Source organism: Tamaricihabitans halophyticus, assembly GCF_004340875.1.
Classification (GTDB): Bacteria; Actinomycetota; Actinomycetes; order Mycobacteriales; family Pseudonocardiaceae; genus Tamaricihabitans; species Tamaricihabitans halophyticus.
Genome location: NZ_SLXQ01000007.1, coordinates 53,265 through 70,365, shown reverse-complemented (window position 1 = coordinate 70,365; position 17,101 = coordinate 53,265). Strand labels below are relative to the sequence as shown.

Sequence of the window (17,101 nt, the reverse complement as noted above, 5' to 3'; positions counted from 1 at the left end):
GGCAGGCATAGGGCATGTCGATGGCTGAGAACAAGCCAACAATGGACAGCACATTCATGGACGCGCTCGCGCGTCGGGTGTTGGTCGCCGATGGCGCAATGGGGACGATGTTGCAGTCGTTCCCATTGTCCCTCGACGATTTCGCCGGGTTGGAGGGCTGCAACGAGATCCTCAACGTCACGCGGCCGGACGTCGTGCGTGGCGTACATCGGGGTTACTTCGAAGCTGGATCCGATGCCGTCGAAACAAACACCTTCGGTGCGAACCTGGCGAACCTGAACGAGTACGACATCCCCGAACGGATCCGCGAGCTGTCCGAAGTGGGCGCTCGCCTGGCTCGGGAGACGGCGGACGAGTTCAGCACGCCGGATCGACCCCGCTTCGTGCTCGGCTCGGTCGGCCCCGGCACGAAACTGCCCACCCTTGGGCACGTGGAGTACGCGACGCTGCGCGACGCCTATGTGGAAAACGTACGCGGTTTGCTTGCCGGTGGATCGGACGCGATCCTCGTGGAGACCTCGCAGGATCTGCTCCAGACGAAAGCGTCGGTACTCGCCGCCAAGCGTGCGATGGCCGCCGAGGGGCGGTACGTCCCGTTGATCGCGCAGGTCACGGTGGAGACCACGGGCACGATGCTGCTCGGCACCGAGATCAGCGCCGCGCTAGTGGCCCTGGAGCCGCTGGGCATCGACCTGATCGGGATGAACTGCGCGACCGGTCCCGCCGAGATGAGCGAACACATCCGGGTGCTCTCTCAGCAATCCAGGGTGCCGCTGTCGGTCATGCCGAACGCGGGGCTGCCCGAACTCGGACCGAACGGTGCGGTATACCCACTTGGCCCGGACGAGCTGGCCGAGGCGCTGCGGGAGTTCGTCACGCAGTTCGGGGTGGCCTTCGTCGGCGGTTGCTGCGGCACCACTGGCGAACACATCAGCAAGACCGTCGAGGCGGTCAAGGACTTGCCGCCGCCACAGCGGACTCCCGAACCGCAGGCAAGCATCTCCTCGCTGTATCAGTCGGTCCCCTTCGATCAGGATGCCTCGATCCTGAACATCGGTGAGCGAACCAACGCCAACGGTTCCAAGAAGTTCCGCGAGGCGATGCTGGAAGGCCGCTACGACGACTGTGTGGAGATCGGCAAGGCGCAGACCCGCGAGGGCGCGCATATGCTGGATCTCAACGTGGACTACGTCGGGCGAGATGGCGTCGCGGATATGTCCGAATTGGCCTTCCGGCTCGCCACGACGTCGACGTTGCCGATCATGGTGGACTCCACCGAACCGGAAGTCATCCAGGCCGGTCTTGAGCACCTCGGTGGCCGCTGCGCGGTCAACTCGGTGAACTACGAGGACGGCACTGGTCCGGACTCACGGTTCCAGAAGATCATGCGGATGGTGTCCGAATTCGGTGCCACGGTTGTCGCGCTGTGCATCGATGAGGAGGGCCAGGCGCGTACCAGGGACTGGAAGGTCCAGGTGGCCGAAAGGCTGATCGAGGACATCACCGGCAACTGGGGCCTGCGGGAGTCCGACATCATCGTGGACACTCTGGTATTCCCGATCACCACTGGTCAGGAAGAGGTTCGCAACGACGGAATCGAGACCATCGAGGCGATCCGCGAGCTCAAGCGGCGGCATCCGGACGTCAAGACGACTCTCGGGCTGTCCAACGTCTCCTTTGGTCTCAACCCAGCGGCACGCCAAGTGCTGAACTCCGTATTCCTGAACGAGTGCCGGGAAGCCGGCCTGGACACCGCGATCCTGCATTCCTCGAAGATCCTGCCGATGAACAAGATCGACGAGGAGCAGCGTCAGGTCGCGCTGGATCTGGTGTGGAACCGGCGCACCGAGGACTACGACCCGCTGCAGAAGATGATGCAGCTCTTCGAAGGCAAGACCGCCTCGTCGAGCAAGGAGTCGCGGGCGGCGGAGCTGGCCAAGCTGCCGCTGTTCGAACGGCTGGAAAAGCGCATCGTGGACGGCGAGCGCAACGGCCTTGAAGACGACCTCGACGCGGCCATGCAGGAGAAGAAGCCGCTGGAGATCGTCAACGACAACCTGCTCGCGGGGATGAAGGTCGTTGGTGACCTGTTCGGTTCCGGGCAGATGCAGTTGCCCTTCGTACTGCAGTCGGCCGAGGTCATGAAGGCCGCGGTAGCCCACCTGGAACCGCATATGGACAAGGACGACTCCGGCGGCAAGGGCAAGATCGTGCTGGCCACGGTGAAGGGCGATGTGCACGACATCGGCAAGAACCTGGTCGACATCATCCTGTCCAACAACGGCTACGACGTGGTGAACATCGGCATCAAGCAGCCGATCACCGCGATCCTCGATGCGGCCGAGGAGAACAAGGCCGACGTGATCGGCATGTCCGGACTCCTGGTCAAATCCACGGTGATCATGAAGGAGAACCTGGAGGAAATGAACTCCAGGGGTGTCGGCGAGAAATGGCCAGTGATGCTCGGCGGCGCGGCGCTCACCCGTGGCTTCGTGGAAAACGACCTCACCGACATGTTCACCGGGGAGGTCAACTACGCGAAGGACGCCTTCGACGGCTTGCGGTTGATGGACAACATCATGACCCGCAAGAAGGGCGGCGTCATCGAGGCCGATCCGGTCGAGGAGCAGAAGCGGGCGGAGCGTAAGGCGCGGCGGGAACGCTCGCTACGGATCGCCGAGCAGCGCAAGGCACAGCAGGAACCGGAAGACCTGCTGCCGCCAGATGCCCGCTCTGATGTGGACGCCGACGTACCGGTACCGGTACCGGCGTTCTGGGGCACGCGGGTCGTCAAGGGAATCAAGCTTGCCGATTACGCCTCGATGCTCGACGAGCGGGCGACGTTCATGGGTCAGTGGGGTCTGCGTGGCGCGAAGGGCGGTAACGGCCCGAGCTACGAGGAGCTCGTCGAATCGGAGGGGCGGCCGCGGCTGCGCTACTGGCTCGACGAGCTGACCACGCGGAACATCCTGCAGCATGCCGCACTGGTCTACGGCTACTTCCCGTGCTATTCGGAGGGTAACGATCTCGTCGTGCTCGCCGAACCCGAGATCGGATCAGCCGAGCGGTGCCGGTTCACCTTCCCCCGCCAGCCCAAGGATCGGCGGCTGTGCCTCGCCGACTTCTACCGCCCGCTGGACAAGGTGAAGGAGACCGGGCAGTTCGATGTGCTGCCGCTGCAGCTGGTGACCATGGGGCAGCCGATCGCGGACTTCGCGAACGAGTTGTTCGCCGACAATGCCTACCGCGACTACCTGGAGATCCACGGGCTCGGTGTGCAGTTGACCGAGGCGCTTGCCGAATACTGGCATCGCCGTATCCGCCAGGAACTCGAGTGGTCGTCCGGCGGCAATGTCGCCCAGGAGGACCCGGATAACGTCGAGGAGTTCTTCAAGCTCGGCTATCGGGGTGCCCGGTTCTCGCTCGGGTACGGTGCCTGCCCGGATCTCGAGGACCGCGCAAAGATCACCGATCTGCTGCAGCCCGAACGTATCGGCGTCGAGCTCTCCGAGGAGTTCCAGCTTCACCCCGAGCAGTCCACCGACGCCATCGTCGCCCACCACCCCGAGGCGAAGTACTTCAATACGTAGCTAGGTCGTGGCCGCTGGCCGCGCAGGACCGACCGACAACGAAACTGAGGATTGAGGTTTCCCAAAGGATGAGCAAGGACAAGCTGCAGAACCGCAACGGTCTCGACTTCGCGGTCGCGGACTTGGATCTGGCTGAGGCCGGGCGGCACGAGATCCGTCTCGCGCAGCACGAGATGCCGGGCCTGATGGCGCTGCGTAAGGAGTACGCCGACGTCAAGCCGCTCAAGGGCGCGCGCATCTCCGGCTCGCTGCACATGACCGTGCAGACCGCCGTACTGATCGAGACACTGGTGGACCTGGGCGCCGAGGTGCGCTGGGCGTCCTGCAACATCTTCTCCACCCAGGACTCCGCAGCGGCCGCGGTGGTCGTCGGTCCCTACGGCACCACGGACAAGCCGCAGGGTGTGCCCTGTTTCGCCTGGAAGGGCGAGACGCTGGAGGAGTACTGGTGGTGCACCGAGCAGATGCTCACCTGGCAGTCCGCGCCTGGACCGAACATGATCCTGGACGACGGCGGTGACGCCACGCTGCTGGTACACAAGGGCGTCGAGTTCGAGAAAGCCGGCGTGGTGCCGAACGCGGAAGACGATGACCCCGACGAGTACAAGGTCATCCTCGCCACCCTGAAGGCCTCGTTGGCCGCGGACAACACCAAGTGGACCAAGGCCGCCGAGGAGATCCGCGGCGTCACCGAGGAGACCACCACCGGGGTGAACCGCCTCTACCAGCTGGCCGCCCAGGGCGAGCTGCTGTTCCCGGCGATCAACGTGAACGACTCGGTCACCAAGTCCAAGTTCGACAACAAGTACGGCATCCGGCACTCGCTCATCGACGGCATCAACCGGGGTCTGGACGTCATGCTTGGCGGCAAGGTGGCGGTCGTCTGTGGGTACGGTGACGTGGGTAAGGGTTCCGCCGACTCGCTGGTCGGCCAGGGTGCGCGCATCATCGTCACCGAGATCGACCCGATCAACGCGCTGCAGGCCATGATGGACGGCTACCAGGTGGCCAAGCTCGACGACGTGATCGAGCAGGCCGACCTCGTGATCACCACGACGGGCAACAAGGACGTCGTGACCTTCGAGCACATGAAGCGGATGAAGCACCAGGCGATCCTGGGCAATGTCGGGCATTTCGACAACGAGATCGAGATGGTCGCGCTCGAGCGCAGCAAGGACATTCGCCGGATCAACATCAAGCCGCAGGTCGACGAGTGGGTTTTCCCGGATGGCCACTCAGTGCTGGTGCTATCCGAAGGTCGCCTGCTGAACCTGGGCAACGCCACTGGTCACCCGTCCTTCGTCATGTCGAACTCCTTCTCGAACCAGACGATCGCCCAGGTCGAGCTGTTCACCAAGCACAAGGAGTACGACAACGAGGTGTACCGGCTGCCCAAGGTGCTCGACGAGAAGGTCGCCAAGATCCACGTGGAAGCCCTCGGCGGTGAACTGACCAAGCTCTCCAAGGACCAGGCCGAGTACATCGGCGTGGACGTCGAAGGGCCGTACAAGCCGGAGCACTACCGGTACTGAGTCAGCCCACTGTGGGGACGGGAGCGCGCACGCGCTCCCGTCCCCACAGGTATATTTTGGCCCTTCGGCCGCGCTAAGCACGCACACAGTGGAGGTTGTTGGTGCACAAGATCGTGGACAGGCTCGCCGAGGCCCGGCGTCCTGCGTTCTCGATCGAGTTCTTCCCGCCCCGGGATGCTGCCGATGAGCAGCGCCTGTGGCACGCCATCCGCCAGCTGGAGACGATGGACCCGCTGTTCGCCTCGGTGACCTACGGCGCGGGCGGGTCAAGCAGGGAGCGGACGATCCGGACTACCGGAAGGGTGGCGCAGGAGACCACACTGGTGCCGATGGCGCATCTGACCGCGGTCAGCCATTCGGTCGCTGAACTGCGCCATGTGATCGGGTGGTACGCGGCTGTCGGTGTGCGCAACATCCTGGCGGTTCGTGGCGATCCGCCAGGAGATCCGATGGGTGAGTGGATCGCCCACCCCGAGGGGCTGACCTACGCGGACGAGCTGGTCCGGCTCTGCAAGGAACTCGGCGATTTCTGCGTCGGCGTCTCCGCCTTCCCCTACGGCCATCCGCGCTCCGACAGTCTCGCCACCGACACCGAGTACCTGGTTCGCAAGATCGATGCGGGCGCGGATTTCGCGATTGCCCAGTTGTTCTTCCACCCCGACGACTTCCTCCGGCTACGCGAAAGGGTCGCCGCGCGCGGCTGCACGGTGCCGATCCTGCCTGGCGTGATGCCGTTGACGACGCCAAAAACGTTGCGTAAGGCCGTCGAGCTGTCCGGTGTTCCGGAGACGCCAGCGGTCGTTCGGGAGCTCGAACCGTATATGGACGACCCCGCGTCGTTTCGGGCAGCGGGCATGGACTTCGTCCACAAGCTATCCGCCGACCTGCTGGGCGAAGGGGTCGACGCGCTGCACTTCTACACGATGAATCGATCCACGGCGACCGGTCAGCTGGTGGACAGCCTCGGCCTGTCCCCCGCCCTAGTCTGATCACGCTGGGCCCGATCACGCCGGCGATCTTGCGGTCCACGGACCGCAAGATCCCTGAACATCGCGATTCGGCGGGCACGACTACCCGCAGGTTTTTTCGCTCATGATGAAATCGAGTTGACTTCAACTAAGGTTGAGGTTTCATCATCGATGATGTGAACCAAACCGAACTGACTCAGCTCCCCCCAGACCGACGCGCTCAGCGACCGAGCGCCGCCAGCAAGGGCGCTCCGTCATGAGCGCGCCGTTCGGCTGGGACGCGATGCGCTCGTTCGTCGTGGACGACTCGGTAACGAAGCAACGTCTAGCCCGTGGCCTCATCCCGCGGATCGCCAAGTACGCGCGTCCCTACCGCAAGGACATCGCACTCTTTCTGATTCTGGTCGCCGTGGCCGCTGGCCTCGGGATCGCCAATCCCCTGCTGTTCAAGGCGATCATCGACAACGGCATCGTGCCGGGCAATCTGGGCCTCGTCGTGTGGCTGGCCACCGCCGTCGCGCTCGTCGCACTGGTTGACGCCGCGCTCGGACTACTGCAACGCTGGTACTCGGCCCGGCTCGGCGAAGGTTTGATCTACGACCTTCGGGTGGAGGTATTCGATCACGTCCAGCGAATGCCGGTCGCCTTCTTCGTCCGCGCGCAGACCGGTTCGCTGGTGAGCCGGCTGAACAACGACGTCATTGGCGCGCAACGCGCACTGACCAGCACGCTGTCCGCCGTCGTGTCCAATGTGCTGAGCCTGATCATCGTGCTGGTAACCATGTTCGCACTGTCCTGGCAGATCACCCTGATCTCACTGGCCTTGCTGCCGCTGTTCATGCTGCCGGTTCGATGGGTTGGGCACCGGCTGCAGCGAGTGACCAGGGAGCAGATGAAGGTCGACGCGGAGATGAGCTCGCTGATGACCGAACGTTTCGGCGTCGGTGGAGCGATGCTCGCGAAGCTCTACGGGCGCACCGGCGACGAGGCGGCGAGCTTCGGCCAGCGGGCCGCACGGGTACGCGATATGGGCGTGGTCTCGGCCATGTACACCCGGATCTTCATGATCGCACTCACCTTGCTCGCCGCGCTCGCGACCGCGGTGGTCTATGGGCTCGGTGGCGGCCTAGTCATCAATGGTGCCTTCGAACTCGGCACGCTCGTCGCCATGGCGACGCTACTGAACCGGCTGTACGGGCCGCTCACCGCGCTGTCCAATGTGCACGTCGACATCCTCACCGCGCTGGTGAGTTTCGACCGGGTGTTCGAGATCCTCGATCTTCGGCCGATGATCAGGGAGCGGGACAACGCCACCGAGCTGCCGAACGAGGTCGCCACGGTTGAATTCGACAAGGTCGCGTTCAGCTACCCGGCCTCCGACGAGGTATCGCTGGCTTCGCTGGAATCGGTGGCCCGCACCGAGTACAGCCCGGCCAATCCGGTGCTGCACGATGTGTCTTTCGAAGCCAAGCCGGGCGAGATGATCGCGCTCGTCGGGCATTCGGGCGCCGGCAAGACGACCATCACCCAATTGGCCAGCCGGCTCTACGACGTGTCCGATGGCGCGGTAAGGATCGGCGGACACGATGTGCGCGATGTCAGCCTGGCCTCGCTCTATCGGGCGGTCGGCACGGTTACCCAGGACCCGCATCTGTTCCATGACACGATCCGGTCCAATCTCACCTATGCCCGGCCGGAAGCCACCGAACAGGAACTGCTGGATGCGCTGCGTACGGCTCAACTGGGCGAGCTGATCGCCGAGCTGCCCGATGGGCTGGACACCCTGGTTGGCGATCGAGGCTACCGCCTGTCCGGTGGCGAGAAGCAACGCTTGTCGATCGCCCGGTTGTTGCTCAAGCAACCGTCGATCGTGGTCCTCGATGAGGCCACCGCCCATCTGGACTCCGAATCGGAGGCGGCGATCCAGGATGCACTGCGCACGGCACTCGCCGGGCGCACCTCGTTAGTGATCGCACACCGACTGTCCACTATTCGCGAGGCGGACCGGATTCTGGTCATCGCCGACGGGCGTATCGCCGAGTCGGGCACGCATGAACAGCTACTCGCCAACGGAGCCGGGTATGCCGAGCTGTACCGCACGCAGTTCGCCGGCCAGTCAACTACTGAATGCATTGAGCGAGTGGCGGTCTAAGGTAAATCCCCCAGTTTCTGTCCGTACAGTGATAATTTGCGTAACTCAGCGCAGCCAGCGCCGATATAGCGATTGAACGACCACGAACACGGACCAGGTAACCGGGGGTGTTACAGGTGGAATCCGAGGCAGGAGCTGACGACGAGCTCTCCCATCGCGATCGGGCGTTGCTGCGCGCGGTCGCGGAGGGACGAGCCGAGCTGGTGGGCGGCTGCGAACCGGACCTGACGATCGATGGCTACTGGTGCGGCGATCAATCCGCGGCGCACCGACTGGCACAGCTCGGATTGATCGCCCCGGCCTCGCCGATCGCCGTCGGCGGTAAGGTGGCCGCCGTACTGACCACGGTCGGCAACCGGGCGTTGGGCCACGCCACGGCGAAAGGCGCCTAACGGTCCACGTCGCGGGCACGTGCCGCCCGTCGCCGGTATCGCCAGAGCAGCCCGGCAACCGCGATCAGCATCGCGGCAACAAGCCCTACACCGATGACCGGAATCACGCCGAACCGGTCGAGCAGGTAGGCCAGGAACCGTCGACTTGTGGAATCCGGGTTGGCCAGCACCGCCGCCACGAACGCCGCGGTGAGCCCGACAAGTGCGATGGTCAACCAGGTGGCCCAGCGGCTACTCGGCGCGGCACGGCGTCGGAGCACGCTGCCAGCACGAAGAATCCGGCGCGCATCCAGCACTCGGAGCGCGCCGATGGCGAGAATCGCCCGCAACACCTGCACCGGTCCGATCGCGAACACTACGGCCGGCACCGCCGCCGCCACGGTGAGCAGCGGCCATTTGTGAATGCGCAGCCAGGCGAACCGGTCAGGGGAAAGCCATAACAGGACCAATGATTCGACGGCGAGCACGCTCAGCGATATCCAGTTGATGATTTCCCCGACGACCGTCCATGGCTCGCTGGTCATCATCAGAAACACCGCCGGGACCGACGCGATCGCCGCGATGATCACCGGCACGGCCAGCCGCTCCTCCAGCCACTCCGCCTGGGTCGCGCGGGCGGAGTCGGAGGTATCGGACATCGCGCCTTATCGTATGCCCGCTTTATCCGAGGTGCACATGGCCATGCCCGTGGCCGTGCCCATGCCCGTGGCCGTTGCCGGCAGGGTCGTCCGGATGGTGATGCGGGGTCTGCGGTGCGCCGAGTTTGTCGTCGAAGCCCGGCAGGAGCACCCGATAGGCACAGGTATCGCAGTTCATCCGGATGTCTCCGCGCAGGGCCTCTTCGTAGCGCTCCACTACGAGATCCGCCAGGCCGGCGCAATCACCGAGATACTCCGCGATATGCACTGGCAGTTCCGGGTTCGACTGGCCGTACGCGGTGGCCTGCTCGACGACCCGCTGCGGAAGTACCCCATCGAAAAGGAAGTACGGGGCCACGACGACTCGCTTCGCACCGAGCCGGCGGATCCGCTCCAAGCCCTCCGCTACCGATGGCCATGCCAACGATACGAAGCCCGCCTCCACGAAGGAGAACTCCCGCGTTTCCTGCAGCAGCCGCGCGACCTTGCACACCTCCGCGTTCGCGTCCGGATCCGTCGATCCGCGGCCCACCAGCAGGACAGCGGTCTCGGACCACTGCTCACGGTCGAGCGTGGCCGCGATCCGCTCGTCAAGCAGGTCAAGCAGTGTCGGATGCGGCCCGAGTGGTCGACCGAACTCGTAGGAGGTACCCGGATGGCGGCGGACCTCCCGTTCCAGCGCGGCTGGGATGTCCCCTTTGCCGTGCCCGGCGGCCACCAGAACCAGCGGCACCGCGGCCACCGTGCGGTGGCCACCGCGGACCAGCTCACCCCAGGCTTCCGTGACGGCCGGCGCGGACAGCTCAATGAACCCGCCGGCCACGTCCACTCCGGACGGCGCCATCCTGGCTCGCATCCGGGACACGAACGTGTCGAACTGGCGCACTCCGGTTTCCGCGACGGTACCGTGTCCTACCAGCAACAATGGCGGTTTCACTAATTCTCCTGTTCCTCGAAGTAAAGCAGCGCGTTCACCGCGGCGGCGGCCACCGCGGCCCCACCGCGTTCGGTCCTTGTGGACAGTGCCGCGATCCCCGCCGTTCGCAGGGCGGCTTTGGACTCGACAGCCCCGACAAACCCCACTGGCACGCCGACGACGAGCGCGGGCCGAACGGCGCCCGCCACCGTCAACCGAACCAACTCGGCGAGCGCCGTCGGCGCATTACCGATCGCCCAGACCGCGCCGGCTGGCCAGTGCCGCGCGGCCAACCGGATACCGGCGGCTGATCGCGTGAGGTCGGCTTCGCTGGCCAGTTCGGCGACTCCAGGTAGGTCCAATGCGATGACGGTCTCGTGCGCGGTAATCCCGGCGGCCACCATGCGCACATCGGTAACGACGGGTACGCCGGCCCGCAGCGCGGTCACGCCGGCGGACAGCGCTGATTCCTCGGCCACCACATCGCCCACCCAGGTCGGGTCAGCCGTGGTGTGCACGATTCGTTCGACCGCCGCGCGGCACAGCGCGGGCAGCTCGGCGGTATCGACCCGGGAGCGCAGGATCTGGTACGACTCGGTTTCGATGGGATGCACAACGCGTCTCACGGGCGCCCGCCCCCATAGGGACTTCGCGCGCCACCCACCATTCGGTGCGCAGCATCAAGACACAGCAGTGGCACAAGACCTCCCGGGTTACCGCGCCCTAGGGGACTCAGGCCGCACGCGGTCGCGTACGGGTCGGCAGGAGTTTCCTGACTCCCGGATCACCGCGTATCCCATGCCTTCCAGCCAGTTGGCCGTGGCGTTCACGTTGGGACCGCTTCCCGGTCACAGTGGCGGGACCGTCCCGGATTCACACCGGGTTCCTCCGCTACCGACCTACGCATCCTGGCCCCTCGACCACTGCCGGGTCAAATTGAGGTGTGCAGCGCCACGTTCGACTCGCTGACACCGCACAGGCCACGGCCACGCATACCAAACATTCCTACTCGGTACTGGGCATCCAGGTGTATCCGCGTGGCGTGACCATTCGTCCAGCGACCATCTGCGTCCGTGAGGAGCCGACCAGCACGGTGGTGAGCATATCCACGTTCTCCACGGCGAACTCGGCGATCGGCTCGGTCCAGACCCGTTCACCGTGCCGGCTCGCCTGCCGAACCGCGCCGACCGGGGTGGTCGCTGGCCGGTGCGCGCCGAGAATCCGTAGGGCGGACCGCAGTTGCCAATCACGCTGCGCGGATCGGGGGTTGTAGAAACACACCACGAGATCGGCTTCGGCGGCGGCCCGCACCCTGCGTTCGATGGCCTCCCAGGGAGTGTGCAGATCCGACAAGCTGATCAGCGCATGGTCGTGACCAAGCGGCGCACCCAGCGCCGCTGCCGCGGCGAGTGCGGCCGTGATACCTGGCACACCCACCACTTCGATGTCCGCACCGGCCTGTTCGAGTGCGGGGCTTGCCATCGCATAGATCCCGGCATCACCGGAGCCGATGAGCGCGACCGATCGGCCTTCGGCGGCCAGCGCCACAGCTTCCGCTGCTCGCGCCTCCTCGTCACCGAGTCCACTGGCACGTACGTCGGTGCCTCTGCGCAACAGTGGCCGAATCTGATCCACGTACTGGTCAAGGCCGACGATGGTGGACGCGCGCCGCAACTCCGCCTCTGCCTTGGGGGTCCGCAACTCGGCCGCGCCCGGTCCAAGGCCGACGATCGCAAGCCTGCCACGCGGTCGAACGCGGGCGGCCGCAGCCGTGACGTTCGCGCCCTTGATCTTCTCGGCGACCAGTTCAGCGGACCTGGCGCCACCAAGCTCGGCCGCGCCGCACAGCGCCGAGGCTTCTGCCACGCTCGGAGTGCCCACTTCGGACTCCACTACCGAGCTCGGGTTCGGAACGGGGATCGCGGCGAGCGTCTCAGCCGGATAGGTAAGGAGGCCGGCACGCCCCTCGCCGTTCCAGAATCCCCAGTCGCCAACGGCTTCGATAATGCCACGCTCATCAGCCTTCAGGTCGACCGTTGCGAAACCACGCACCGCGCGGGCATCCAAGCCCGCCCGCTCGTGCAGCTCGGCGATGGTGTTGGCTACGGCCGTCCTGGTCACGCCGCGTGCCGAGCCGAGTCCGATGACGACTGTCCGCGGAACGAGTCGTAACACGCTCGGGTCGTCCGGCCTCGCAGGTACCCGGTCGTCGATGACGATTGTCCATTCGGGATCAGCGATGTCTACCGATACGTTGTCTGGCAAGGCGGGCAACGGAAATCCGAGTGGATTACGCAACAGGATCGGTTCGCCGCCGAGTAACGCGACACCACAGCCGGCAAGATCACCGTCGACCGCGGCACCAAGTTGCTCAACCAACTCATCGAGTGGTGTAACGCCGACCGAGTCGGAAGCGGTCGTGATCACCGGCGTGCAGTCCAGCAGCGCCGACGCGATGCGCTCGGCTAGGTCATTCGCACCGCCCGCGTGACCGCCAACCAGTGGCACGGCGAAGCGCTGCGCCTCGTCAACGCAGATGACCGCAGGGTCGGTTCGCTTGTCTCGAAGCAGCGGGGCGATCAGACGGACCGTGGCTCCGGCTGCCAGAAAGAACACCGCCGCGTCCAATCTCGACCACAGCCGTTCGATGCCCGCGCGCGGCGGACCGTCCACCACCGCGGCGTCCGGGCCCAGATACGCGGCGAGCGCGGCCGCGGCCTGCCTGCCGGATGGGGTGACGGCGAACAGGGCGATCACGTGCTACTCCCCCAGATCAAGGTAATCGGATTAGTGGCGGCAAGACGACTGCCGCCGTTCGGTAGATCGACCATTCGGGCCGTCGATAGTTGCGCGCCCGATACGGCGTATCCATTGGCACGCAGCGTCTCCCTGGCGGGAGCGATGCGGTCGAGGGAAGCCAACGCCACCACGACGCGTTCGGCACCAAGCCGCGCGCAGGTTGCGATCACCGTGGATCCACCGCCACCCACGAAAACCGCGTCCGGCGCTGGCAACTCGTCGGCTACATCCAGCACATCAGCTTCAACAACGCGCACGTCGACACCGAATGCGCTCGCGTTCGCGACAACCCGGACACATTGGACCGGATCGTGCTCGATGGCGATCGTCGCCGCGCCGAGCCGCGCGCTCTCCACGGCTACCGAACCGCACCCGGCGCCGACGTCCCAGACCATGCTCCCTGGCCGTGGCCCAAGCTTGGCAAGTGCCATCGCCCGGACCTCGGCTTTGGTGATCATCCCGTCCCGATGTATGAAGGCGTCCTCGGTCAGAGCCCAGCCACCTGCCGGCGGGGTGGGTTCGCCACCAGCATGCCAACCGGTACCTGGTACTGCCTCCGGATCTGCTTGACACAACACGATATTCGGCTCTGCCCATACCCTGGCGCACGCCTCCGCAAGATCCACCGTGGACACGGTTTCAGTGTCAGCGCCGAGCTGTTCGGCTACCGTGAGCGTACGTCGCCATCCGGTTAGCCCAGCGGCCAACTCGGCCGGCCCCGCCCCCGGTGCCGTCAGCACCACGGTGTTCCGCCGCGCCCGGCAGACGTTCAGCGCGGGGCCGAGGTCTCGGCCGTGCGCGCTGACCACCGCGACATCGTCCCAGGACCGACCACAGCGCGCCACGAGTCGCTGGACGGCCGAAACAGCCGGAATGACCGCTGGGCGCAGTCCGTAGTCGCGCAGTGCCCGGACGATACCGAAGAAGCCGGGATCGCCGGAGGCCAGCACTACTGATGCCCCCGCGGCCGCGCTGAGCTCATGTAATGCTGGCTCCAGCGGGCCGAGCTCCACGGTCGTCACCCCAGCGGGCGCGTACTGATCCAGGTATCTCCTCGCGCCGACGATCAGCGACGCCTGCCCGAGGAGTTCGGCTGCGCCAGGCGCGAGTTCGGCGCCGTCCACGCCAATCACCGTGGTAGTCACGTTCGTACTCGATTCGGTTTCATCATGTCCACCAGGGCGGTTACGTCGCTGGCAGCTACGCGGTCCCGCTCAGCCGGTGCCGGCTTGCCTCGCCGCCCGCAACTCCTTGCGTGCGGCCGGATCCGCCTTGCGATAGGTGTGAAAATGGCCGGCGTGGTAAAGGTGTGATCGTGTTCCACCGGCACGCAGTCCAGGGCCGACGAGGAACAGCGTATGCCGCCACAGCTTGTGCTCTTTGACCAGCTCGGCGAGCTCATCGAGCGTGGTATGCAGGGTGAGCTCGTCTGGCCATGTGGTCTTGTACGCCACGATGACGGGGGTGTCCCGCTGATAGCCGCCGGCGAGGAGCTCGGTCACTAGCTGACCAGTACGCGCGGCGGACAGGAAGATCGCCATCGTCGTGCCATGCCTGGCGAACTCCCGAATCCGTTCGCCATCCGGCATCGGTGTTTTGCCGCCCTCCAACCGGGTCAACACCACCGACTGCGCGATTTCCGGAACGGTCAGTTCCCGTCCGGCGACCGCGGCGGCCGCGCAGAATGCCGGCACGCCAGGCACGATCTCGGCATCGAGGCCAAGTTCCACGGCGCGATCGAACTGCTCCTGCACGGCGCCCCAGAGGGACGGATCACCCGAGTGCACTCGCGCGACCATCAGGTCCTCGGCGGCGGCGCGCCGGTAGATTTCCACCACGTCCTCGTGGGTCAGCCGGGAGGAATCGACGATCTCAGCATCCGCGCTGGCATGCTCGGTGATGCAGTCGGCTTCGACCAGACTGGCGGCCCAGACCACGATATCCGCATCGGCGATGCGTTGCGCGCCGCGCACGGTGATCAGATCGGCGGCGCCAGGTCCGGCGCCAATGAACGAGACCCGTCCACTCACAACTGCTCTCCTCTCCCACCCCGAGGGGGCAATACGACGACTGTGGACAGATACGGCGCCGGCTCATCGGCCAGCTCGGCCAACGCACGCACGCGCTCATCCTTGGTGCCAAGGTGCTCGGCGTGTATCGCCCGGTCCAATGCGCCCGCTTCGGCGACGGCCGCGCGCAACTCGGCGATGCGCCGGCCGCCCTTGTACGCCACGACCGTACCCGGCCCTTCGAGCGCCGCTCGTAACGCGGCCAGGTCACGAGTCACCGGAATCACCGTCAGCGGCTCGGTTCCCTCGGTCAGGGACAGCCCCGCGGTGCTCGCCGCGGCCTGCATCGCGGTGATTCCCGGCACCGTCGCGACGTCCAGGTCGCCAACGAGGCTCCGCACCGTGCTTGCCAGATAACCGAAGGTGGAATACACCGCTGGGTCGCCGATCGTGGCGAATACCGCGCTGCCACCCGCACATCGAAGGTGTTCGGCGACTCGTTCGGCGGCGGCGTCCCAATGTCGCCGCCGCCGCTCCTGTGGCCCGGTGACCGTATCGTTGAGCGCGAAAACCAGCCGTTCGATGTGCCCTGCTGGCAGGTGTGCCCGGACCACTGCCTCTGCCCTGCCCTGTTCATCCGTGCCCAGCACCGGGACGAAGATGCGCGATGCCTCGCGACACTCCCGCAACCCGGCGATCGTCAGCAGATCCGGATCGCCAGGGCCGACACCGACCCCGACCAGTCTTGGCCGAGTCACCGTGCACACTCCTCGACGAATCGCGCGACCGCCGAGGGCGCGCCGACCGGATGAGTGTGCAGATAGGACGCGTGCACCCGTCCGGTCACGAACCCCTCGGTGATCTGTTGACCTACCCCATCCCGCCAGTACCACGCGGGTGTCGAACCGTGTGCTGGTTCGACCAGGGTGCGATGGAACTCGTGCCCAGCTACCCGGCTGCCTGCCGGGTACAGCACCGAATCAGTGGGCGCGACGGCTTCCCGGTAGCCGAGCGCCAGCCGATCGCTCATCGTGGCCGTCGAGTCGAGCACCCCACACATCGGCAGGCCGTCCAGTTCACGACCGAGGTACAGTAATCCGCCGCACTCGGCGTGGATCGGTCGACCAGCGCGCGCAAGATCGGCGATATCCGCGCGTAACGTGGCATTCGCGGACAGCTCCGCGGCGTGTTCCTCGGGGAAGCCACCCGGCAGCACCACCCCGGCGGTTCCTTCGGGAAGCCGTTCCGCGCGTAGCGGATCGAATACGGCGACCTCGGCGCCCGCGGCCCGCAACAGCTCGGGGTGCTCCGCGTAGCCAAACGTAAAAGCCGCGCCGCCGGCAACACCGATCACCGGGCGATGGCCGGTGTCGGCCACCGCGTCCCCCGGATCCCAGGCCGGCACGGACAGTTCTGGTGCGGACGCGGCAACCCTCTCGACCGCCGCGAGGTCGACCTCGGCACGAACCAGCTCGGCCATCGCCGACACGGCCGTGGTCGCCTGGCTGCCCTGCTCGGGCGCGGTGACCAGCCCGAGATGCCGGGACGGCAACTCGAGTCGACCACCGCGAAACAGCGTGCCAAGCAACGGCAGACCGGTCTCCGCGCAGGCCTCGGACAGCAGCCGCGCATGGGCTGCCGAGCCGACCTTGTTTGCGATGACCCCGGCCACCCGAACCGCCGGATCGAAGCTCTGGAAGCCGTGGATCAGTGCCGCAAGACTGCGGGCCTGTCCGGACGCGTCCACGACCAGCACGACTGGCGCGTCGATCAGCTTGGCGAGATGTGCGGTGGAACCGAACTCCCCGCTGGCCGCACGGCCGTCGAACATCCCCATCACGCCCTCCACGATGGCGATGTCCGCGTCGGCGCCACCATGCATGAACAGCGGCCCTACTCGCTGTTCACCCACCAGCACCGGATCGAGGTTTCGTCCAGCACGCCCGGTGGCGAGCGTGTGATAACTCGGATCGATGTAGTCAGGCCCTACTTTGAACGGGGCCACCCGCCGACCCGCCTGACGTAGCGCGGCCATCAGGCCGGTCGCTACCGTCGTCTTACCGCTGCCCGACGCCGGGGCCGCGATGACGAGCCTGGCTACCACT

At 66.0% G+C, this 17,101-nt stretch carries 13 protein-coding genes and 1 riboswitch; of the genes, 5 read left to right on the top strand and 8 right to left on the bottom strand.

Annotation, left to right across the window (positions count from 1 at the left end):
• Positions 1–41 precede the first annotated feature (41 nt).
• The 5 genes from metH (at position 42) to EV191_RS16860 (ending at position 8,634) form a co-directional block, all read left to right on the top strand.
• Entirely contained in the window at positions 42–3,590 is a 3,549-nt protein-coding gene (gene metH / locus EV191_RS16880) for a methionine synthase (RefSeq protein ID WP_132878217.1), read from the top strand.
• Positions 3,591–3,658: 68 nt separating this feature from the next.
• Entirely contained in the window at positions 3,659–5,122 is a 1,464-nt protein-coding gene (gene ahcY / locus EV191_RS16875; protein ID WP_132878045.1) for an adenosylhomocysteinase, read from the top strand.
• Positions 5,123–5,223: 101 nt separating this feature from the next.
• Complete coding sequence (locus EV191_RS16870; protein WP_132878044.1) at positions 5,224–6,111, top strand: methylenetetrahydrofolate reductase; 888 nt, start codon at positions 5,224–5,226, stop codon at positions 6,109–6,111.
• A gap of 235 nt (positions 6,112–6,346) precedes the next feature.
• The gene (locus EV191_RS16865) at positions 6,347–8,242 is read left to right on the top strand and encodes an ABC transporter ATP-binding protein (protein WP_132878043.1); all 1,896 of its coding nucleotides are present in this window, start codon (positions 6,347–6,349) and stop codon (positions 8,240–8,242) included.
• A 116-nt stretch (positions 8,243–8,358) separates the two neighbouring features.
• The gene (locus EV191_RS16860; RefSeq protein WP_132878042.1) at positions 8,359–8,634 is read left to right on the top strand and encodes a hypothetical protein; all 276 of its coding nucleotides are present in this window, start codon (positions 8,359–8,361) and stop codon (positions 8,632–8,634) included.
• On the opposite strand, the gene EV191_RS16855 is transcribed toward EV191_RS16860, so the two are convergent.
• The 8 genes from EV191_RS16855 to EV191_RS16820 form a co-directional block, all read right to left on the bottom strand.
• Positions 8,631–9,272: a hypothetical protein gene (locus tag EV191_RS16855; protein WP_132878041.1), complete on the bottom strand. Its 642-nt coding sequence runs from the start codon at positions 9,270–9,272 to the stop codon at positions 8,631–8,633. The genes EV191_RS16860 and EV191_RS16855 overlap by 4 nt on opposite strands.
• 22 nt (positions 9,273–9,294) lie before the next feature.
• Positions 9,295–10,209, bottom strand: coding sequence for a sirohydrochlorin chelatase (locus tag EV191_RS16850; protein WP_132878040.1), 915 nt, complete (start codon positions 10,207–10,209; stop codon positions 9,295–9,297).
• Complete coding sequence (locus EV191_RS16845) at positions 10,209–10,802, bottom strand: precorrin-8X methylmutase (RefSeq protein WP_243659014.1); 594 nt, start codon at positions 10,800–10,802, stop codon at positions 10,209–10,211. The genes EV191_RS16850 and EV191_RS16845 overlap by 1 nt, the downstream gene beginning before the upstream one ends.
• Before the next feature lie 129 nt (positions 10,803–10,931).
• Positions 10,932–11,102: riboswitch (cobalamin riboswitch) on the bottom strand.
• A gap of 91 nt (positions 11,103–11,193) precedes the next feature.
• Positions 11,194–12,945: a precorrin-3B C(17)-methyltransferase gene (cobJ, locus tag EV191_RS16840; RefSeq protein ID WP_132878038.1), complete on the bottom strand. Its 1,752-nt coding sequence runs from the start codon at positions 12,943–12,945 to the stop codon at positions 11,194–11,196.
• Positions 12,942–14,132, bottom strand: coding sequence for a precorrin-6y C5,15-methyltransferase (decarboxylating) subunit CbiE (gene cbiE / locus EV191_RS16835; RefSeq protein ID WP_132878037.1), 1,191 nt, complete (start codon positions 14,130–14,132; stop codon positions 12,942–12,944). The genes cobJ and cbiE overlap by 4 nt, the downstream gene beginning before the upstream one ends.
• Positions 14,133–14,201: 69 nt before the next feature.
• Entirely contained in the window at positions 14,202–15,017 is an 816-nt protein-coding gene (cobM, locus tag EV191_RS16830; protein WP_132878036.1) for a precorrin-4 C(11)-methyltransferase, read from the bottom strand.
• A complete protein-coding gene (gene cobI / locus EV191_RS16825) occupies positions 15,014–15,754 on the bottom strand; it encodes a precorrin-2 C(20)-methyltransferase (RefSeq protein ID WP_207894559.1) in 741 nt (246 codons plus the stop codon). The genes cobM and cobI overlap by 4 nt, the downstream gene beginning before the upstream one ends.
• Entirely contained in the window at positions 15,751–17,100 is a 1,350-nt protein-coding gene (locus EV191_RS16820) for a cobyrinic acid a,c-diamide synthase CobB (protein WP_132878034.1), read from the bottom strand. The genes cobI and EV191_RS16820 overlap by 4 nt, the downstream gene beginning before the upstream one ends.
• Between the last annotated feature and the right edge of the window lies 1 nt (position 17,101).